Below are 21232 nucleotides of genomic sequence, written 5' to 3'. Positions count from 1 at the left end.
GTGTTAAATTAGATAATAGCGATATTATTAAACAACGCGATCTAATGAATTGAGGAATTATTTTGAAAAATAAAATGTTATCTGGCACTTTTTGGATGTCTTTCGGCAGTATTTTTTCTCGAGTACTCGGAGTAATCTACATTATTCCCTGGTTATTAATGTTTGGATCACAGCAAAATCAATACACTGCCCAAGCATTATTTAACGCTGCCTATACACCATATGCCTTATTCTTAGCACTGGGAACTTCTGGTTTTCCAACGGCTATCTCACGAAAAATTGCGATTTATAATGCCGAACAGCGTTTTCGCGATAGTCAGCAATTATTTAAGGCAGCAATTTTTTTCATGTGTATTTCCGGCTTGGTTTGTAGCTTATTATTCTATTTTGCTGCTCCAGCTGTTGCTGGCAGCTCGCCAATTTTGAGCAGCTCCTCAGCTATCAGTATCATTCGAGCACTAGTACCAGCTTTGTTTATTCTACCTGTAATGAGTATTATTCGTGGCTGGTTCCAAGGAAACGAGGATATGAAACCGTTTGGTATTTCTCAGTTGGTTGAACAATTTGTTCGCGTACTAAGTATTCTTTTATTGACTTTTATTAGTTATACTTTGTTTCACGCCTCACTGAATGTGGCGATTGCTTTAAGTACATTTGCCGCTTTTACTGGGGCTTTAGCTAGTTTAGCATACTTGTTAAATTACTATCGTCGCCAACAGCCTAGTTATCGAAAGTTAAAAGCTGCAAGTCAACCCGCAACTTATTTGAATACTAAACAATTGTTTTGGCAGATTAGTAAGGAAGCTTTGCCGTTTGTTTACGTTGGATCCGCGATTACTATTGCCCAACTAATTGACCAATTCACTTTTAAGCAAATTATGCAATTTGGCAGTCATTTCAGTTTAACTGCTATCCAGAATATGTTCACCCTTTTTTCAGCTAATCCAAGTAAAATTACAACCGTAATTGTTTCATTGGCAATTGCAATTTCTGGAACAACTTTACCACTTCTAGCCAGTGCACAAACAGATCCAGAAAAGGCTGGAAAAATTATTCAAGATAATTTTCGACTGTTATTTGGACTTTTAGCACCAGTGACAATTATCTTAGCTCTATTAGCCGGAAGAATTAATACGGTTTTCTTTGGATATAATCTGCATGGCAGCTGGTTAATGTTTTGGTCAATTCTAATTACTTTTATTCAAGCAATCTTTACGGATGTTTTTACTTTAATTCAGTCATTAGGAAAACACCGTATGGCAGTTATCCTGCTCAGTATCACTTTAGCAATTAAATTTATTCTTCAGTACCCATTAGTTTATTTTTTTCATGATTACGGCGCACTTTGGGCAACTGCAATCTCATTTGGATTAGTTGCTGGCTATTGTGTTTATTATTTGATGGGATTATCCCAGCAAACTAGATTGGCAGATTTTGCAGACCTCGGTCTTTTGAGCAGAGCAAATTTGATCTTTGCAGTTTTAGCGACCGGGCTGTTGGGCATCTTTGATCTTTTCTCAGTGGCCAATGACCGTATTGCCTCATTTTTATTTTCAGGAGTTTACGGTCTGATAACGCTTGGAATTTTAGCCATAATTTCTTATTACTATAATTTATCCAAAATTGTTTTAAAACTAAAATGGGGTAAAACGCAGTATAAACATTTTTAAATTCTTTTAGTTAAACAAAGTTCATTTTTTCTTCAAAACTTTTTTAAGCAAAACTAAAGTTACTGATAGTTTGTTTAACATCACCGGTTTTCTTAGACAAAAGCTAAACTTAGTTTCATTAACTGTTCAAAGCTTATTCATAGCTAAGTTCTAAAATAAAGACAGTTAGAAAAAACTGTTTTTAAAGGAGATCTGAAAATGAAAACTAATTTAAATATTGTTTCAGCTAAGATTGTCGGTATGAAGAAAAGTCAAATTATCTGTGAAACAGAAACAAATGAAATTTTGCTGATTAATAAACCTAAAAATGACCGCCTATTTAGTCAAATCATGGCTGATCTCTTACGTTCAGGCTTATGGATTCCTGTTAACAAAAAACTTAAACAGTTCATTCAATATGATTGGTTGGATAACGCTAGTCAACTAGCCTTTTAGTCATCAGAAATAGCATAGAAAAACAAAAAATTAATACTTAAATAAATCATGATTAGTTCATGATTTTTATTTTGCTTACAGTTATTCAAAAAACATGATAGAGTCAAGTGAATTTGCTTGATCTTTGTTTAGCTGAAAGAAATAATAAGTTAACAGCAAAATATTACTTTGATACCCAACTGTTGTACATACTCAGCAAAACAATTGCAGCAGTACTTTGGGCCGCGAAAGATGCTTATTATTAGAGCAAAATTTTTTCGTTGCAGGTATTTTGTATGCTAATGACTTGTCTGGATTAAGCTAATTAATAAGCGGCTTAAATTTGGCAGTCAGACAGTGTTTGCAAAGTATTACTAATTAAGGTTGTCAAACTAATCGGCTGATTAATTAAGAAAGAAGTTGAGGATAATCAGATTTAGAAAAATGCTACCAGCTGAATTTAGCCAATATCGTCAAGCTGCTATTGAACAATTTGCACTAGAAAAGATTCGCGTTGGAACATGGACACAAACAATAGCAAAGAAACTTGCCGAAAATGAATTTAACATTTTGTTGCCGCAAGGATGTGCCACGCCAGTAAACTATTTATTCAAAATAGTTGTAGAAAATAAAATTGTCGGGAATTTTTGGTTGGCAAAATCAGCTAATAGTTCAAAGACAGCGTTTATCTATGATTTTGAAATCCTGCCAGGATTTCAAAATCAAGGGCTAGGGACGAAGGCACTTGACTTAGGCTGTAAGTTTGCGCAACAACAAGGTTTTAGCAAAATTGAACTACACGTCTTTGGCGGTAACCAAAGAGCATTACATGTCTATCAAAAGGCCGGTTTTAGCATGACAGACATTGTAATGCAACGTAGATTAGAATTTTAATTTTGGCTAAGTTTCTTTAAGCTTTTTAACAGAGTTTCAACCATAACTTGCGGTTGCTCAGGGTTTGGTTTGGCAAGCCAAGTATTTAAAACATTCCAAAAACCGCCGACAGAAAAGTTCATGATATATTCAATTTCATTTAAGCTGCCATCAATATGCCAAGGAGCTTTAAATTCTTGATAGAGTTTACTTGCTTGCGGTGTTATTTTGGCTAGAAGTAAAATAAATAAGTTCTGTTTAATCAAAGCCCGAACTTTTTCGCGTTCTGACCACCAAAACTCAAAGAAAACAGTTAAAACTTGTTCAAAATTCATTTTTTGAATTTTTAAATTTTTTAATTGATTAAGATATTTTTGAATCAATTGATCACTATAATAATTAAGCAGTTCATCCTTATTTTTAAACGATCGATAAAAAGTTCTTCGTGATAGCTGAGCCTGTTCAGCTATTTTTTTTACCGTAATTTCATTGTAATTTTCTTGTTGCAGTAACACAAAAAGTGCTTCTGTTAACCAAGCACGTGATTGTTCAGCTAAACGTTCTTGTCCATTCATTTTAAAATTCCTCCCGCTGTCACAATAAGCATTGCTGTGTAGCACTTTCAAAAACCACTAGTTTTATAGTTCTTTAACCATTATAATAAATTCCAAGAAGAATGTCACACGTGCGCACCGATGACGCTTCTGTGCCAAAAGGCTTAGCATGCTAACCTTCAAAGAAATTTCTGGAGGTTGATACAAATGAATCATCAAAATTATAAGTTTTTACCTGTTTTATTGCTTGGAAATTTGCTGTGCATGATGGATACCTCAATCATGACAATTATCTTACCTCAATTACAATCAGCTTTTAATGAGAGCCTTAGCAATTTGTCGTGGGCATTAAATATCTATACAATTATCTTTGCTGTTTTAATTATTCCCTTTGGCAGATTAGCAGAACGGATTGGTCGCAATAAATTTGTTTTTGGAAGTTTGATAATTTTTGGGATTGGTTCTTTGTTATCAGGATTAGCTCCAAATCTTAGCTGGATGTTGGCAGCTCGTGCAATTCAAAGTATTGGTGCTGCGGGAATTATTCCTACCAGTATGGTAATTGGCCTTGAAAATAGTAATCAGGTTAATCGAAACAAAGTTGTAGCTGCCTTAGCTGGTATTCAAGGTTTAGCCGTTGCCTTAGGTCCAACTATCGGGGGAATTGTAACCCAATTTTGGGGTTGGCGATGGGTTTTTCTGATTAATTTACCCTTAGTATTGTTAGATTTAGTCTTGTTTCTGTGGGTATTTCCGCTAAAAAATGAATCAACCAGTAAAACATCTGTTGATTGGCTAGGTGCCGGCTTAAGTATGACAATACTGTTTTGTCTGTCATTAGCTCTGATTCAAGGTAATAAATGGGGTTGGCAGTCATCTGTTATTATTTCGCTATTAATCAGTTCGGGGCTGTTGTTAATTGTTTTTTTAGTTTGGGAAAAGTCCCAAAAGAATCCCATGATTGATTTGTCGCTTTTTAAAAGTCGGAACTTCAACGGGGCTGGTCTCGCACTAATCCTATGTAATTATTTTCTAGGCGGGATGGCTGTCTTAATTCCAACGTTCTTAACTAAGATTCAGGGTGAAAGCGAACTTAAAGCTGCATTATTAATTACACCTTATTCATTGGCAGTCATGATTTCAGTAATTATGACATCTTTGGCAGTTAAGAAAATCAATAATCAGTTACTAATTAGTTGCGGATTATTGACAATTGCACTTAGCTACTACCTTTTTGCTCATTTAAACGTGGCTGCTAATTATCGGCAATTAATAATTGCTGATATCGTTTTAGGAACGGGGTATGGATTGGTTGCTGCGACCGCTAATATTTTGGCAGTCGCCGATTTTCACGGCAGTAAATTAACTACTTCGCAGAGTGTTGCTAATGTTTTACGCCAAATTGGGATGGTTCTGGCAATCGCGATTTTTACAGCAATCCTAACTTCTAATGTTCAATCAGCAAAACAAAAAACAGCTACTTATGCCGTGCAACAAACACAGTCATTAAACTTTTCAACCAGTCAACAAGCAAAATTAAAATTCACAATTAGAAAAAAGCTCTTGAATAATCAGACTCAATTCAAACAAAAGTTCAAATTTTCCAAGATAGCAATTAATCAAAATAAAGAACAACGCCTGATCAATCAAATTTATTACCGGCAATTACAAATATTGAGTGTAAGAGACCAGCTAGCAATTAATAAGCTACCTCCAAAACTAAAAAATCAATTAAAAGTCCAAGTTGTGAGAAATGTAAAAATGACAATCATTCAGAAAGAAGAAAAATTTCAAAAAAAATTGGGCAAACTGGTAAGAAGGACAAAAGTTGAGTTAAAGAATCAATTATCAACTGCTTTTCTTAATGTATACGCGGTAATGTTTTGGATAGCTTTATCATCTCTGCTGATTATTCCTTTGTTCAAATTTAACTATCAGCCAAAAAGATAAACTTTGCTATAGCAGGTAATTAAGCATAATCATATTTACTCAAACTGATCAAAATGAATGCCGGTATCCGATTTAAATATTAGCTTGAGATTAATCGCTGTTTCATTTAATTAATTTACAAGTATTTAATTAAAAAATATTAAATTAATCAAATTAATCCTTGCTTTTTTTACTATAAAGCTGGAAAATCAACTTGTACCGCGATCTAGTTTGGAGGAATGAAAATGACAGAAGAGAGAACCCTAATCCTGATTAAACCTGATGGAGTTGTAGCTGGTCACATTGGTGAAATCATTGCTAGAATAGAACGCAAAGGTTATCAAATTGCAGCTTTAAAAGTAACTGAGGCAACTGATGAAAAGCTAAAAGCTCATTATTCCGAAAAAATCGATCAACCGTATTTCGGCGATATCGAGTCATATATGAAAGAAGGTCCGTTAGTTGCAATGATTGCAACTGGAGTTAATATCATTCAGGCTTTCCATAAAATGGCGGGAAAAACTAACCCGACTGAAGCAGCTCCCGGAACAATTCGCGGCGATTTTGGTCATGAATCAACTGATGGCAACTTACGTAACGTCGTTCATAGTTCAGATAGCGTAGCGGCAGCAGAAAAGGAAATTAAAATTTGGTTTCCGGAACTTTAACCAGCATTTTGGGCTGAATATTGGTTAGATAAAACGTCCCAGCTAGGGCATAGTATTTTGAAGTGATCTAAAATTATTAACTATTATTAATAATTTTAAAGCAGTTCAACTATGCTCTGGTTTTTTTATTTTCAAGACAATAAATTGACCACTTACCTAAAAAACATAACCACTTACGCTCAAACTATTTTCAGAGTAACAATATTATGTTTAACTTAAAATCAATGAGAGGAGAGGGATATAAGATGAAAGTTAAAGTTGAAATCGATCCTCAACTCAGCGAAACTGAACTAATTGTTCGAACTCCGAAAATTGATGAACAGGAAATTAACTATTTATATAAGGTTATTGCTGAGAAAAGCCAAAAAATGAAAATCAAACTTTTCCAAAAAGAAACGATTTACTACATAAATTATCAACAATTACTTTTTTTTGAAACAAACGGCCGTTTTATTCAAGCGCATACCCGCTCGGACGTTTATGAAACTCATTTCAAATTATATGAACTTGAAAAACTGCTCCCTAGTAACTTTATGCGCGTTTCTAAATCAACGATTCTTAATCTTGATCAAATCTATGGTTTAACACATTCGCTAACAAATAACCTTGTAGAATTTCAAAATACATATAAGCAAGTGTATGTTTCACGAAAATATTTCAAAAAATTAAAAGAAAAACTTGATCAGAAGGAGTTGTAATTTATGCGAACAGAAAAGTTCATCTCCGGCATTGCTTTATTAGGCTTGGCCGTATTACTTGTTTTAAGTAAACTAAGTATAGTATCATTTCATTTTAGAATCTGGACAGTCATTTTCACTATTTTTTTAGGATATACTTTAATACGTGGATTAATTCATCGGCGATTAACCGAAAGTATCTTTTCAATTGCTTTTCTGTGTATCCTCTACGCTTCCCAATTAGGAATTCAAAAATTAGGTACTTGGACAATCTTAGCAACCGCTTTACTAATTAACATTGGTTTATCAATGATTTTTCATTCTTTTTTTAAACAGCCTTTTATCTGGTCCAGTTGGTTTGGAAAAGCCAGTCTTTCTAATCAAACGGTCAATTCTGATGAAACGGTCATTATTAATCAACGTCTAGCAAGCGGAATTCGGTATATCAAATCCGAAAATTTACAGCAGGTAAGAATTAACTTAGTTCTTGCTTCATTCAAATTATATTTTGATCAAACAAAAATGCTAAATCAACCAGCAACAATTGTTATCAATGGTACCCTCAGCGAACTGAAACTATATCTCCCAGAAAGCTGGGACATATTAATTGATAACGATAATATGTTGAGCGAAGTTAAAGAAGAAAATAAGCCTGCCAATAAGTTAATCACCCATCATTTAACAATAAAAGGCAATTTGACTCTGTCTGAAATAAAAATAATATATATTTAGTCTAATTTTATCAAATTCAGGAGTGTAGCTAGCCATGGAACTATTAAAACCTTATTTCAAAAAAAATCTGTTCGCTATTTTAGGAGCAGTCATCTCAGTAATAATTTTAGCAGCGAATACTTTGTGGCAGCCAAAATTATTACAAGTTATTATGAAAGCAATTATTGCAGATAATCGCCACAAAGTTTTTATTTACGGCATCCAACTAATTGTCTTAGCAGTCATCGGAATTGTAGCTGGTATTACGGGTACTTTTTTTGCTGCTAAAACAGCCCAGTCGGTTACAGCTGATTTGCGGGGTGATCTTTACCGAAAAATTCAAAATTTTTCTTTTGGAAATATTGAAAGATTTTCAACCGGCAGTTTAGTTGTTAGGTTAATCAATGATTTGAATCAAGTTTTAAACTTAGTCATGATGCTCTTAACGCAAATTTTGCGAATTCCAATTTTATTTTTTGGAGCATTTATTTTAGGCATTATGACTATCCCACGTTTGTGGTGGATCGAAATTTTAATGATAGTTTTGATTGTTAGTTTATCAGCGCTCGTTTTCTCGCGAATGGGCAGTTTATTCGGCCGGTTTCAAACTTGGCTGGATCGAATGAACAATGTTGCTAAAGAATCGATGCAAGGAATTCGCGTGGTTAAATCCTTTAATCAAGAACAAAATGAAACGCTGAAATTTACTGGAACTGCTAATAAATTGCGAGATCTTAATTTGACGATTGGTTATCTATTTGCATTAATGATTCCGGCTTTTATGTTAATTTCGAACATTATGATTTTACTAGCAGTTTATTTAATTGGTACTAGTATTACCCAGCATCCCAATGATTTGGCAGCGATTGCGTCCTTTATCTCTTACTTAATGCAATTAATGTTTGCCATTATTATCGGAGCCATGACCATGACGATGTCATCTCGCGGGATGATTTCATTGAAGCGAATCAAAGAAGTGCTAACATCTCAGCCTGAGCTGCAATATCCAGCAGCACCTGACAAAGCTGAACGATTAGTTGGTGATGTTGAATTTAAAAACGTCAACTTTACTTATCCAAATGCCGAAGAACCTACCTTGGAAAACATTTCATTTAAAGCACCAGCGGGTAGTTTTGTCGGGATCGTCGGATCAACCGGTTCTGGCAAGACGACATTAGCACAAATGATTGCTCGTCTCTACGATCCAAGTTCAGGGGTTGTCCAAATTGCTGGGAAAAATTTGCGAAAAATATCTGCACAGACTTTACGAAATACTGTTAGTTTTGTTTTGCAAAAAGCAATCTTATTTTCTGGCACAATTGAAGATAATTTAAAACAGGGAAAACATGATGCGACCAAAACGGAGATGCACTGGGCACTGGAAGTGTCGCAAGCTGCTGAATTTGTGTTAAATTATCCCGATGGTGTTAAACATCGGGTTGAAGAACGCTCAGCAAACTTTTCAGGTGGTCAAAAGCAACGGCTTTCAATTGCGCGGGGAATTATCGGGAAACCACCAATTCTAATTTTAGATGATTCAACTTCAGCCCTTGATGCTCAATCAGAAAAGTTAGTCCAACAAGCATTAGCAACTGAGATGCAAGCAACGACCGTTTTTATGATTTCGGAAAAAATTTCATCAGTAATTCATGCTGATCAAATTTTGGTTATGGATCAAGGAAAATTAGTTGCTGCTGGAAAACACCAAGAACTATTAAAAGACTCTGTAATCTATCAAGAAATCTATTCAGCACAGCTTTCAAAAGAAGGAGGTCATTAAAATGCAAAATATGCGCGAACCTTTAGCTTATTTTAAGCATTATTTAAAGCCATATTGGAAGGGACTATTGTTAATAGTTGGCTTGACAATTATTTCTACTTGGGCTCAAATTAAAGCCCCTGTATACTTAGGAAAAGCGATGACCAGCCTCAGTAAATATTTAATTGCTTACCTAAATCCTTTAACAAGGCCACAAGCTTCACTTAATGATTTCCACCATTCATTATGGTTAATTTTAATTTTTTATCTATTGACAAGCTTTACAATGTTATTATCGAGTTGGCTAACTTCAAGGGTTAATGCCTTATCAACTAATCAAATGCAACGGGGACTCTTTGGAAAATTACAGCGCATGACTATTAAATATTTTGACCAGCATCAGGATGGAAAAATTTTATCGTTGTTTACGTCAGATTTGGATAATATTTTTAATGCGATGAATCAGGCAATTTTTCAATTAATTTCGCAAGTAATTCTATACGTAGGTGTTGTATGGATGATGTTTTCTTTGAACATCAAACTAGCCTTAGCAACAGTTATTTCGACACCATTTGTAGTACTTATCGGTTATTTTATCATTCGCAAAGCTAGACAGTATATTGAGCGACAACAAGATGAAATTAGCAAATTAAATGGTTATATTAATGAACAGATTAATGGTGAAAAGATTATCATTACCAATGGATTACAGGAACAGTCGACTCGTGAATTTGATCGTTTAAATGAGAATGTTCAACGAGCAACTTTTAAAGGTCAGTTTTACTCAGGAATACTTTTCCCGCTAATGCAAGGATTTTCACTTTTGAACTTAGCAATTGTGATTGCCTACGGTTCGTGGATGGTAGTGAATGGAGAAGTCGGTAAGGCTGTTGGTTTGGGACTCATAGTAACCTTTGTCCAATATTCACAACAGTACTTTGAACCAATTACCCAAATCACTTCTATGTATTCAATGCTCCAACTGGCATTTACAGGTGCTAAACGATTGATGCATGTTCTCAAGCAACCAGAAGAACAAGTTAATACTACTGGCAAGCAACTGCAAGAACTAACAACTGGTGTCAAACTGCAAGATGTTCATTTTGGTTATGACCCACAAAAAGAAATTTTACACGGAATTACCTTGGAAGTTGCTAAGGGCAAAATGATTGCCTTGGTCGGTCCAACCGGATCTGGAAAAACAACTGTCATGAATTTATTGAATCGTTTCTATGATGTTACAGGTGGAAAAGTACTTTTTGACAATACTGATGTGCGAGATTTTGAATTACATTCTCTGCGTCAAAATGTCGGGATCGTGTTACAAGATTCAACACTCTTTTCTGGAACAATTGCTGAGAATATAAAATTTGGTTTTCCAGAAGCAACCGACAGCCAAATGATTCAGGCAGCCAAGCAAGCACATATCCACGATTACATCCAAAGTTTACCGGATAAGTATCAGACAAGGGTTGATGAAGAAAATTCGATTTTATCTGTTGGTCAAAAGCAACTTGTCAGTATTGCGCGGACACTACTGACAGATCCAGCCTTTTTAATTCTTGATGAGGCAACCTCTAACGTGGATATGGTAACTGAAGAGAAAATTAAACAGGCCATGGATAATGTAATCGCTGGCCGAACCAGTTTTGTAATTGCTCATCGCTTGAAAACCATTGTTGATGCCGATGAAATAGTCGTTTTAAAAGATGGTCAGATTATTGAGCAGGGAAACCATCAGCAATTACTAACTGAAAAAGGTTTTTACTACGATTTGTATACTAATCAGATGGTTTTTGAAGCTTAGCTTACAACTGCCCGAAGAAAACAGAAATCAGACACGAAAAGACCATAAGAGTTCCTTAAGGCCTCGTTTTAGACCGAAAAAGTTTATAATAAGCATTAATTTTGATTTATTGTTGCTAATATGTAACATTAAGCTTAATTAGTGCTTTTTTGTTACATTTAAGACATTTTGAGATATATTTTTAATGTTTTGTTATCTAAAACAGTTGAAAACTGTTATAAGATTATTAATAAAGAGAGTAAGTTATTAATTACAAATGAGGTGAAGTGCTATCAAAAGGAAAACTAAATTGAATTTCAGCGGAATTTTATTAACTGTTGCTTTAGTTTGCTTTGCTGATGGTCAAACACGGGTACCAAGAATTTTTGCTGCTAAAACAAGTCAATCAGCTCAAATTCAAAAAAATGATGTAACCTCAACATCAAATGTTGATCAGTTATTCCGGAGTTCAGTATCAAATTCCAACCTAACTGAATCGAAGCAGCAAAGTTCTTCCTCTGCGTCAGAAAACAGTTCAAGTGCTAGCAGCCAAAATACTAGTACTAGTTCGAAAGAAGCAGATGAGACTACATCCACCAGTCAAAGCGAACAAAATAATTCAATTTCGAGTAATAGTGCAACTACTAGCTCATTTTCAAATTCAACCGGCAGTTCCAGCAATAACATAGATCAGCCGACCAGTAAAACGCCACCAACTCAGACTGAATCAGCAGCAAAATCAATGGCTGAAACAACTAGCAGTATTAACTCGTCTTCAACCCAAGCAGTTCAAAGAACTCCAACAGTTGCAGAGAAGCAGCAAAAAGAGTCAACAAAGGTGTTAACTAATTCAAACAGTTCGACTAAACCTTTCAATAATTCTTCAATTGTTAGTACCGTCAATTTTTCTGAATTAATAGAGCCAATAAAAACCCCTCTTAATAAAATAAATTGGACTGATAAACTGCGCTCAGCACAAGCAAATTACTTGAATCAATTACGTGAAAAAGGTGTTATTAAACGGACTAAACCTTTTAGCACCAAAAACAGCCAGCAAGAACTGGACGCTGAAATTGCTTGGGTTCATCAATTAATCCAAAAACAGTTACAACGGGTCGGCCAAACCAATTTTTGGCGAGCAACATTTAGCAATATTTTAAAAGATAATGACCCTCTGGAAAGTCCAATCTCAACTAGAATAAACCAATACAGTTCTGAAAATTTTATGAATAACTACCAAAGGTTTACTAAACTTCAAGCTCAACAACAAAGAATTGAACTAAGTGAAATTATGGTTAGGGTAACTAATCAAAAAAACGTTAAATTACTCGGATTTGATGAACAACAAAAATTATTTAATCTAGAAAACAATTTATCTGTTAATGGTTGGCAAAAAATCAATCAAAAGACTCGCTATTATGGTACAAATGGTGTTTCATTAAAAGGCTGGCAAAAAATTGATTCCACTATTTATTACTTCGATCCCGTTACAGGCGAATTGCAAACCGGAATTCAATCAATTAATCAGCAACGTTACTTCTTTGATTTACATACTGGGGCCTGCCAGGGTGGTTGGCAAAAGCTTGGAACAGCTACTATTTACGCTAATAATCACGGGCAATTACAAACTGGCTGGCAAAGAATTGACGGCAATCGTTACTTTTTCAGTCAACAGACTGGATTCATGGTGACTGGTTTTGCCGAATTCAAGTTAGAAAAAGCTACCTATTTCTTTGACGAGACTGGTAAACAAGTTTTTGGCCCGAAAATGATTAATCAACAAGAGTATTTATTTGATCGAAAAAGTGGAAAAATGAAAACAGGATTACATTACCTAACAGCTAGAAATCAAGTTGTTTTTTATGATGAAACTGGACAAATGATTTATCGAAAATCTTCAGCTAATTTTGTTGAAGACAGCGCTATTCAAACTATTCCGAAAATTTAATATAGCAATTTTTAAAAGGCAACTTTTTCTAACTTATTGTTAAAAAAGTTGTCTTTTATATTGACATCAATTCCTATGTAATATATATTTTACCTAAAGAGGTGACTGAACTGTTAACTAATAAAGTGAAAGCTTTACGGATTACTAAAGATCTAACTCAAAAAGAGTTAGCCACGGCAGCTAAAGTTACTCGGCAAACTATGAGTTTAATCGAAAAAGGAGAATATAATCCTTCAATAGCCCTTTGTTTAAGAATTTGTTATTGTCTCAATCAAACATTAGATCAAGTTTTTTGGATAAGCCAAGAGGAGTTTAAGCATGAAAAAAATAACTGACGAGCGACTGAAGATACTTCAATTTGAAAATTTCAAAATCGCATTTGTAATCGAAAATCTGACAATTCTAATCCTATTAGCTTATAAAGTAATTAAAAATCCTAACAATTTTTCGGAAATCTTGTCTTTCTCAAATCCACTCTGGTTCGCTTTTATGATCGGAATTATTACTTTCAGTATCATTTCACAAAATGTCACAGCTCCAATGGAAGATAAACCTAAAGCCTCATGGGTTAAAGTAGCGCTAATTTTGTTTTTAGTAATATTAGTTTCATCTTCTTTCTTTTTGGCTATTATTAGACCTTTAAATTTTCTCTTATCATTAATTTGTGGAAGTAGCTTGAGTTTGATAATAATTGCGATTTACATATACCACAACCATTTTCGCTTGTAAATCCTCATATTTTCTTAAATTACTAAAGGTCTAGCAAAATAACTTAAGAATTTCTAACAGGAATCTAAATCCCTCCTCGGACAAGTTACAATTAACTTCAGTCGAGGAGGGTATTTAAATGAATTTTTTGCAAACAATCATTTTGGCAATAGTCCAAGGTATTTCAGAACTTTTTCCAATTAGCAGTGTTGCTCATTCTGTAATTGTGCCATACTTATTTGGGTGGAATCTTAATCCGAGTTTTTTAAAACATAATTTCTTAGAGTTTGTGGTAATGATGCATATTGGAACAACAATTGCACTCTTAATTTACTTTAGAAAAGATTGGGCCCAGATTTTTCGTTCCGTTTTTAATGCAAAAGATTCTAAACAAGCATTAAAATTAATTATCCTGGGAACAATCCCAGCAGTTATTCTAGGTGGGATTTTTGAAAAAAATATTACAAATGCTTTTAGTAATGTCGTATTAGCGGCAAGCTTTTTAATTTTAAATGGTATTTTGTTGTTTTTGGGTGAACGATTACGCAAAAAGGGTACCAAAAAAATGGAAGACTTAAATTGGTGGCAAGCAATTATTGTTGGAGTTTTTCAATCATTTGCCCTAATTCCAGGCTTTTCACGTTCTGGTTCAAGTATGACAGCCGGGTTTTGGATGGGTTTATCAAATGAAGAATCTGCTAAATTTTCGATGTTGTTGTCGACTCCAGTAATTGCTGGCGCCGCTGTTTTGGAAGTTCCAAAATTAGTTGCTCATCACCCAGCTGGATTATTAGGTTTATCTTTAACCGGCGGAGTGGTGGCTGGCTTCTTTGCCTTTTTAAGTGTGTATTTCTTAATGCACTGGTTTAACCGCAAAGAAATTAATACGATGGGGCCATTTTCAATTTATTGTATTGTGATGGGAGCAGGCGTTTTGCTTTCAAAAATGTTATAGAATTTTCAAAATAAAATAATAAGACAATTAGCTGTCAAGTGTCTATTAAAAGACATTTGGTGGCTAATTGCGTTTTTCAATTATTAAGTTCATCTCTATAATAATTACATAATCCAATTAATATAGAGGGAGAATAACATGGTTTTATATCGTAAAGCAAATCTAAGGGAATTACCACAAATTACTAAAATTTGTACCCAAGCCTATCAAGATTATCCTTTATTTCATATCTTAAGCTCAGAGTTTAAATCAAAAAACCAATATATCAAGTTTTTAGCTTCATTAGAGCGCATTTACGCTAAGACATTTATTAAACGTAAATTTTGCCTAGTCGGTGTAGAAGAACAACAAATTATCTCAGTCGCAATGCTGCAAACACCATCAACTAAACCTGCCGGGATTTTAGAATATTTAATAAATGGTGGGTTGTCTGTTTTCAAATATGCAAATTTACGGCTAGTTAAAGCTTTTCTCGATTTAATTGAGCAAACAGAGGCAGCACGAGTTAAAATAGTTGAACCTGATTGGTATCTAGCAAACTTGGTTGTCAACCCTAAAGTGCAGGGCAAACACCTAGGCAGCGATATGTTGCAAAGTTGTGTTTTGCCATTTGTGAAAAAGAACCGCGGAAAAATTTTAACATTTAATACAAATACCGAACAAAATAGTAAGTTCTATCACAAAAATGATTTTATTGAATTCGATCACCGGATTTTAACTTGGAGAGAGCAAAAATTAGAAAATTGGAGCTTTGTAATGTATCTTTAGTAAAAATGAAAGGTTACCTTTAGTAGGTAGAGCCTTTCATTTTTATTTATTAGATTATAATATTGCACAAAGCTTTACGAGCAATGGTTCATCTGGTTATCAGTTAAATTGTCGGCAATTTGTGCGGTGTATGAATATGAATAAACAATTTGGTGTAATATGGATTTTTGAAAGCACTTTAAAATTTTTTTAATGCTGCTAATCAGGTGACGCTCATCAAAAAATTGATTTTTTGTTGGATTGAAAGTTTGTCTTGGTTAATTTGTTGGTATTTTTTTGAATATAATCAATACTTGGCAGTCATTATGCTGGTAATTAATTTGGTTTATTTGCTAATATTAATTAGCACCATAAGCTACTTTAGCTTTTCAAAAATTAAATTGACGAGGAAATAAAATGGCATATAAAGTAAATTTTAAAGAAATTGAGACCATTGGATTAGAAAAATCTCCAGCAGCAAGTTCATTAGCTGGCCTACGAGCCAATGAAGCACGTTATTTTTGGAATAAGTATCACTTCGAATATGTTGTTTACCCAGCTTTAGATCAACAAAAAGAAGTTGCTTGGTTAAAAGAATTAATGAAAGCAGAACGACAATTAGAATTTGCATCACCAATTTTAGAGGTTGCAATTTACGAAGATCAAAATCTCTATTGGCCCGAATTTATCTATCAAAATGGGATGATCATTAATGTGTTGTATGAAAAAAAGGGCGAAAAACCCAAACGGGCGGTGGGCATCAAACTGGCTGAAGGCATCGAAGTTCCTGTTGAACTACAGGGGAAATTCAAATTTGCACATCAGCGATCAAAGTTAGCCGGTTCAATTCGTGGCAGTTTCTTCAAAATTAAGCAATCATGGCTTTGATTTTAAATCTAATTATAGATTAAGCCATTAACTTCAAACTACTAGTGCTAAATGCATTAATATAATTTCATTAAATCAACTATAAAAAAACTTATAATCTTTATCACAGAAACTTCAAACACTTTCGGTATATTTAGCTGTCGAGAGGAGTGAAGTGATTGTGAAAACTAAAAAAGCAAACATCCTCCGGCAGGCTAGTAATGTTGATTTGTGGTTAGTTGCTATTCTAATACTAGCTTCCTTATTATATGGTTGGAATATCTGGAAAGCTGGAAGTGCTAATTCATTTTATACATCGGCAATTATTAGTATGTCAGAAAGCTGGAAGAATTTTTGGTACGGAAGCTTTGATCCAGCAGGCTTTATCACGGTAGACAAACCACCTGTATCACTTTGGTTCATGGTGATTTTTGTCAAAATATTTGGACTCCACGGATGGAGCATCGTAATTTCTTCCGTCTTATTCAGCCTGGGATCTATCTTTTTAATTTATAAAATGGTGAAGCCTTATTTCGGGGCTATGGCTGCTCGTTTAGCAGCATTTCTAATGACTTTAACCCCAATTGTTGTTGCAGATGCCCGAACAAATAACATGGATGCTACTCTAGTTTTCTTTTTATTATTGGCAAGCTTTGTCTTGCAAAAAGCCGTTAAAAAGCATAGTCTCTGGCTAGTATCTTTAGCTTTTGCACTTATCGGAATCGGTTTTAACATTAAAATGTTACAAGCTTTTATGATTCTACCAGCAATGTACATTTTTTATTGGCTAGCCAGTAAAGATAATTGGAAAAGAACTTTACGTGGCAGTTTATTAGCAACCGTATTTTTAATCGTTTTCACCTTAGCTTGGCCACTGGCCGTTGATTCAGTTAATAAAAATAATCGTCCTTACATTGGTTCTTCAAGTGATAATTCAGTCTTGAACTTAGCCTTTGGTTATAATGGTACGCAGAGATTATTAGGTCAAACAACTGGGACTGGTGGAACATTTACTGGGATGGGAAATTCAAAAAAGGGTGGGAATCATAGTAAAGCCACTGCTCCGCAAGGCAGAAAGAACTTGCAAAAAAGAGGTCGAAATATTTCCACTAAGGGTAAATTTAATGGTAGTGCTAAACATAATAATGGCGGTGGAAATGGAATCTTTAATGTTGGCACAGCTGGAATTACCCGTCTTTTTCAAGCAGCACTCGGTCAGCAAATAAGTTGGTATCTGCCACTAGCAATCTTTGGCCTAATCCTTGCTTATTTGGCAGCTTATGAACGACAAAAAAAGTGGTGGCAATTAAACCGACGTCAAGAACAATTAATTTTTTGGGCTGGATGGCTTATCCCGGTTGCTGGATTTTTCAGCATTGCTAGTTTTTTCCATCCTTATTATACGATCATGTTGGCTCCTCCAATTGCTGTTTTAGCAGCTGTCGGAATCTCTTCATTTATCGAATCCTTAGATACTTCAGATATTGGCAGAAAAGGTTATTGGATCAAAGGTCTTATGGCAGCCGGAATTACCACAAATGGTTTATTACAAGCATTTTTCGTTTGGGAGTATTCAATATTGGCTGGAATTGTTGTTGTTGTAGTCTCAGTCACCCTTAGCGCCCTTATCATCTACCATCGCTTGAACAACAAAGTTTCAATTTTAACTGGACTTGTTGTATTGTTATTCATTCCTGCTTTTTGGTCGCTTACACCAACTATTGCAGCGGAATCTGCAGCCATTCCGACTTCTGGTCCAAGTCTTTTAAGTAAAAACAATCAGAACTCAAATCCTATTGGCAATAGTTCCGTAAATACCAAATTGCTCAAATGTTTGAACAAACACAACGGCTCAAAAGTCAAGTATCTTTTTGCTACAACCGATTCTAACACTGCTGCACCTTATATTATTAAAACCAAAAAAGCAGTGATGGCAATTGGTGGATATAATGGTACTGATAACGCAATATCGCTAAAGAAGTTCAAGCGACTAGTCAAATTGGGAGAAATCAAATATTTCTATATATCAAATCATACAAATAATAATTCAATCGTTCGTTGGGTAAAGAAACATGGTAAAAAAATCAGTTCAAGCAAGTATAGCAGTAATAATTCAAACAACTCGACATTGAATCTAAAAAGCAGCCGTCGTGCTGGGGCACAGAAGTTCCAACATAAAGCTAGAATTCAGCCACCTAAAAATCATCCAATGAAATTTCATGGCAATCGAAGAAAACCACAAACTCATGCTGGAAAAATGAATGGCAATTTTTCGAACCAGCAATCAAACGCACTTTATCAACTAAATTGAGACTATCTTTTGTGTAGAAAAATTCAAAAATCAAAATGAAGTAGCAATAAAATTAGAAACACTAACTAATTTTGCTGATGCTTCATTTTTTTGTTTTGGAAAATGCTATAATTAGCTGACTAATTAACTGGAGGCACTTTCATGCACAAATTAAAAATTTTTACAATTGCTTTATTGATTTTAGTTATTTCCGGTTGCAGCTTGCAATCAAAGAAAAAGACAACCCCAACTATTAAAATGACAACTCGACAAGCATTAAAACCAGCAGAAAAAACTTGAACCTTTACTAAGGGAGTTAGCTCTAAACAAACTAAGAAACAGGGAGTTGCTGATAAGTTAACCGAATCAGTCATTTCTAAAACTGATGAATTGTCTAGTTGGACAACCTCTAAAGGAAAATTTATGTCAGGATCTGTCAATTATAAACAAGTTTCCTTTAAAAAATGGCAGCGAGATACGCAAAAAAATTATACAAAGAGTGCCCAAGGTAAAATTCATTTTATGAGTATTACCCAAGTTAATGCTGTTCTAAAAAAACTAGGTGCCAATTTTAAAATTACCAAGTTAACTGATTTAATCTTTTTAGAAACAAAAATTAACGGTATGACTCTCCCACAAGGTTTTGTTGCTCACAAAAATCAGCTTTATGCCCTTAATATCCAATATGTTGATACTGACCAAACTATTACGCTTGGACGGGGGCAGTTATTTACAGCGACAAATGGCAAAAAGACTGGCAGTCAACTTTCCTTAAGTAAATTAAACGGTACTTGGATTGCTGCTGCGACAACTACAAGTGCCAATGATACTGGCAAGTTAATGATTAAAAATGGCTATGTATATCAACATCGTTACAATAGTTTTGAGCGTTCGGCCATTCAAGACTTAAATTCATATTCGTTAATTTCCTTGAATCAAAATCAGACTTATGCTTTACAAAAAGCCAATGCATCTAATGCTGGTTATCAATTAACAAGGAAATCAGTTGCTAGCGGTGATAGTTTAGGCTACCTCTATTTGTTTATTAACCAAAACAAATTAGTTCGAATTGGTCAAGGTGAAGTAACCAGTTACAGCAAAACTAGTACTTTGATTGCCGCCAATGATTTGCCTCAAGATGATATAACTATTTTTAATCAGATGGATCAAAAAAATCCTGGCGAAGCGGCGTCAACAATCACAGTTGATGCCAGTGCACCTCTGGTCGGTATGAGTAGTAGCATCAAATATCTAACTGATGGCGAGGCAGGCCAAATTACCAGTAGTCAAGCAATTGACTTTGAAAATGGTAAAGTTACGGTTACTAATTAAAAAATGAATGGTAGTTTTTATAAAATATACCTTAATATTTACTTGAGTAGGTTCCTGAAATTTATTCTGTTCTCCAAGACGGGCAAAAATTGATCATTACAAGAAGCCAGTATTTTTTACCGTTAAAACTACTTAAACCAATTGCAAAACATGCATTTAACACTAATCTGAATAACTTAGCCTTACTTATCGAAAAAATTGATAATTTCAAGGGCTGACCCTCCCAATTTCATTTTGCTTTTTTACCATCCAATATCTGAAAGCAGTTAATTGGAACTAACTATACAAATAGTATATGATGAAATTAGAAGAACTGATTATAGTTCTTATTAGGGAGGATTATTTATATGTGTACTGCGATAACTTTTACTACTGATGATGATATTCACTTTTTAGCTAGAACGATGGACTTTTCTTTTGAGCTAGATGCACGACCGGTTTATGTTCCTCGTAATCATGAATTCAATTCATTAGTTCCCGGAACCAAATTTTCAACTAATTATGGATTTATAGGTGCTGGCAAAGATGTCGATAGCTATATTTTTGCAGATGGCCTCAATGAAAAAGGATTTTCGATAGCTTCTTTGTATTTTGAAAAAAATGCAAAATATAATAAAAGTTCAGATCCGAAATTATTAAATATTTCCTCTACCGATATGGTTTCGTGGGCGTTAGGGAATATTAGTTCTGTAGCTGAATTTGAACAAAAATATCAAAAGTTAAATGTTGTAGATGTAATAAATCCCCTACTTCAAGTTAACGTTCCTTTACATTGGATTGTTTCAGATAAATCGGGCAATACTGGTGTTCTAGAAATCACTAAAAAAGGACCACAGTTTTATCACAACTTAGTAGGTACAATGACTAATTCTCCAGAATTTTCATGGCACATGAATAATTTAAATCATTATACGAATTTACAACCTAACGAATTTGAACAAAAAAAATATGGTGATTACGTAACAGTGCCAGATGGCCCTGGCTCTGGTGCTTTAGGTCTTCCTGGTGATTACACATCTGCCTCAAGATTTGTTAGAGCGGCTTTTCTAAGAGAATACTCCAGTCACGAAAGTGGGGTAAAAAAGGGGTTAACTTCTATATTACATATCTTAAATTCAGTTGATATACCTAAAGGAGTTAAAATTACTCAGAAAAACGTTTCAGATTACACTCAGTATAAGGGAATCATGGATTTAAATAACTTAAATTATTATTTAATGAGATATAATGATACTGAGCTAACAAGGGTACGTTTAACAGATAAACTATTAAATCAGTCAAAAGTAAAGGTATTTTAAAGACATAAAATATTGTAAATTAATGAAGCACATCAAATTGGTGTGC

General features: G+C 34.3%; 20 protein-coding genes. 19 read left to right on the top strand and 1 reads right to left on the bottom strand.

Annotation, left to right across the window (positions count from 1 at the left end; translation table 11 throughout):
• The first annotated feature begins 62 nt into the window (after positions 1 to 62).
• The 3 genes from G6O73_RS04080 (at position 63) to G6O73_RS04070 (ending at position 2978) form a co-directional block, all read left to right on the top strand.
• Positions 63 to 1670 carry a putative polysaccharide biosynthesis protein gene (locus tag G6O73_RS04080; protein ID WP_057886034.1) on the top strand — a complete coding sequence of 536 codons (1608 nt, stop codon included), beginning with the start codon at positions 63 to 65 and terminating at the stop codon, positions 1668 to 1670.
• Between the two features lie 198 nt (positions 1671 to 1868).
• A complete protein-coding gene (locus G6O73_RS04075; protein WP_057886033.1) occupies positions 1869 to 2105 on the top strand; it encodes a hypothetical protein in 237 nt (78 codons plus the stop codon).
• Between the two features lie 423 nt (positions 2106 to 2528).
• Positions 2529 to 2978, top strand: coding sequence for a GNAT family N-acetyltransferase (locus G6O73_RS04070; protein ID WP_057886032.1), 450 nt, complete (start codon positions 2529 to 2531; stop codon positions 2976 to 2978).
• Here the strand turns inward: G6O73_RS04070 and G6O73_RS04065 are convergent.
• Entirely contained in the window at positions 2975 to 3532 is a 558-nt protein-coding gene (locus G6O73_RS04065) for a TetR/AcrR family transcriptional regulator (RefSeq protein WP_057886031.1), read from the bottom strand. The genes G6O73_RS04070 and G6O73_RS04065 overlap by 4 nt on opposite strands.
• Before the next feature lie 186 nt (positions 3533 to 3718).
• Between G6O73_RS04065 and G6O73_RS04060 the strand changes: the two genes are divergently transcribed.
• From G6O73_RS04060 to G6O73_RS03990, 16 genes are all read left to right on the top strand, one after another.
• A complete protein-coding gene (locus tag G6O73_RS04060) occupies positions 3719 to 5461 on the top strand; it encodes an MFS transporter (protein ID WP_057886030.1) in 1743 nt (580 codons plus the stop codon).
• A gap of 224 nt (positions 5462 to 5685) precedes the next feature.
• Positions 5686 to 6108 carry a nucleoside-diphosphate kinase gene (gene ndk, locus G6O73_RS04055; RefSeq protein ID WP_057886029.1) on the top strand — a complete coding sequence of 141 codons (423 nt, stop codon included), beginning with the start codon at positions 5686 to 5688 and terminating at the stop codon, positions 6106 to 6108.
• A 245-nt stretch (positions 6109 to 6353) separates the two neighbouring features.
• Complete coding sequence (locus tag G6O73_RS04050; protein WP_057886028.1) at positions 6354 to 6806, top strand: LytTR family DNA-binding domain-containing protein; 453 nt, start codon at positions 6354 to 6356, stop codon at positions 6804 to 6806.
• A 3-nt stretch (positions 6807 to 6809) separates the two neighbouring features.
• Positions 6810 to 7517: a LiaF transmembrane domain-containing protein gene (locus G6O73_RS04045; RefSeq protein ID WP_057886027.1), complete on the top strand. Its 708-nt coding sequence runs from the start codon at positions 6810 to 6812 to the stop codon at positions 7515 to 7517.
• Positions 7518 to 7551: 34 nt separating this feature from the next.
• On the top strand, positions 7552 to 9276 hold the full coding sequence (locus G6O73_RS04040; protein WP_057886026.1) for an ABC transporter ATP-binding protein: 1725 nt from the start codon (positions 7552 to 7554) through the stop codon (positions 9274 to 9276).
• A gap of 1 nt (position 9277) precedes the next feature.
• Positions 9278 to 11062 (top strand): ABC transporter ATP-binding protein, encoded by a 1785-nt coding sequence (locus G6O73_RS04035; protein ID WP_057886025.1) that lies wholly within the window; start codon positions 9278 to 9280, stop codon positions 11060 to 11062.
• Positions 11063 to 11351: 289 nt separating this feature from the next.
• Positions 11352 to 12989, top strand: a complete 1638-nt coding sequence (locus tag G6O73_RS04030) for an N-acetylmuramoyl-L-alanine amidase family protein (protein WP_057886024.1) — start codon at positions 11352 to 11354, stop codon at positions 12987 to 12989.
• Positions 12990 to 13090: 101 nt separating this feature from the next.
• Positions 13091 to 13324 (top strand): helix-turn-helix transcriptional regulator, encoded by a 234-nt coding sequence (locus tag G6O73_RS04025; RefSeq protein WP_419504874.1) that lies wholly within the window; start codon positions 13091 to 13093, stop codon positions 13322 to 13324.
• Positions 13308 to 13718, top strand: coding sequence for a hypothetical protein (locus G6O73_RS04020; protein ID WP_057886023.1), 411 nt, complete (start codon positions 13308 to 13310; stop codon positions 13716 to 13718). The genes G6O73_RS04025 and G6O73_RS04020 overlap by 17 nt, the downstream gene beginning before the upstream one ends.
• Before the next feature lie 118 nt (positions 13719 to 13836).
• Entirely contained in the window at positions 13837 to 14652 is an 816-nt protein-coding gene (locus tag G6O73_RS04015; protein ID WP_057886022.1) for an undecaprenyl-diphosphate phosphatase, read from the top strand.
• A gap of 138 nt (positions 14653 to 14790) precedes the next feature.
• Positions 14791 to 15420, top strand: a complete 630-nt coding sequence (locus G6O73_RS04010; protein ID WP_057886021.1) for a GNAT family N-acetyltransferase — start codon at positions 14791 to 14793, stop codon at positions 15418 to 15420.
• 396 nt (positions 15421 to 15816) lie between these two features.
• A complete protein-coding gene (locus G6O73_RS04005; RefSeq protein WP_057886020.1) occupies positions 15817 to 16287 on the top strand; it encodes a hypothetical protein in 471 nt (156 codons plus the stop codon).
• A 160-nt stretch (positions 16288 to 16447) separates the two neighbouring features.
• Positions 16448 to 18577: an ArnT family glycosyltransferase gene (locus G6O73_RS04000; protein ID WP_057886019.1), complete on the top strand. Its 2130-nt coding sequence runs from the start codon at positions 16448 to 16450 to the stop codon at positions 18575 to 18577.
• A 141-nt stretch (positions 18578 to 18718) separates the two neighbouring features.
• Entirely contained in the window at positions 18719 to 18856 is a 138-nt protein-coding gene (locus G6O73_RS12740; protein WP_235805075.1) for a hypothetical protein, read from the top strand.
• Between the two features lie 123 nt (positions 18857 to 18979).
• Positions 18980 to 19888, top strand: a complete 909-nt coding sequence (locus G6O73_RS03995; RefSeq protein WP_245002967.1) for a hypothetical protein — start codon at positions 18980 to 18982, stop codon at positions 19886 to 19888.
• 347 nt (positions 19889 to 20235) lie between these two features.
• A complete protein-coding gene (locus G6O73_RS03990; protein WP_057886018.1) occupies positions 20236 to 21186 on the top strand; it encodes a choloylglycine hydrolase family protein in 951 nt (316 codons plus the stop codon).
• The last annotated feature ends 46 nt before the right edge of the window (positions 21187 to 21232 follow it).

Origin of the sequence: Liquorilactobacillus nagelii DSM 13675 (genome assembly GCF_019444005.1) — a bacterium.
GTDB lineage: Bacteria > Bacillota > Bacilli > Lactobacillales > Lactobacillaceae > Liquorilactobacillus > Liquorilactobacillus nagelii.
The sequence above is the reverse complement of the archived record's forward strand: the minus strand, read 5'-3'. Positions and strand labels throughout refer to the sequence as shown.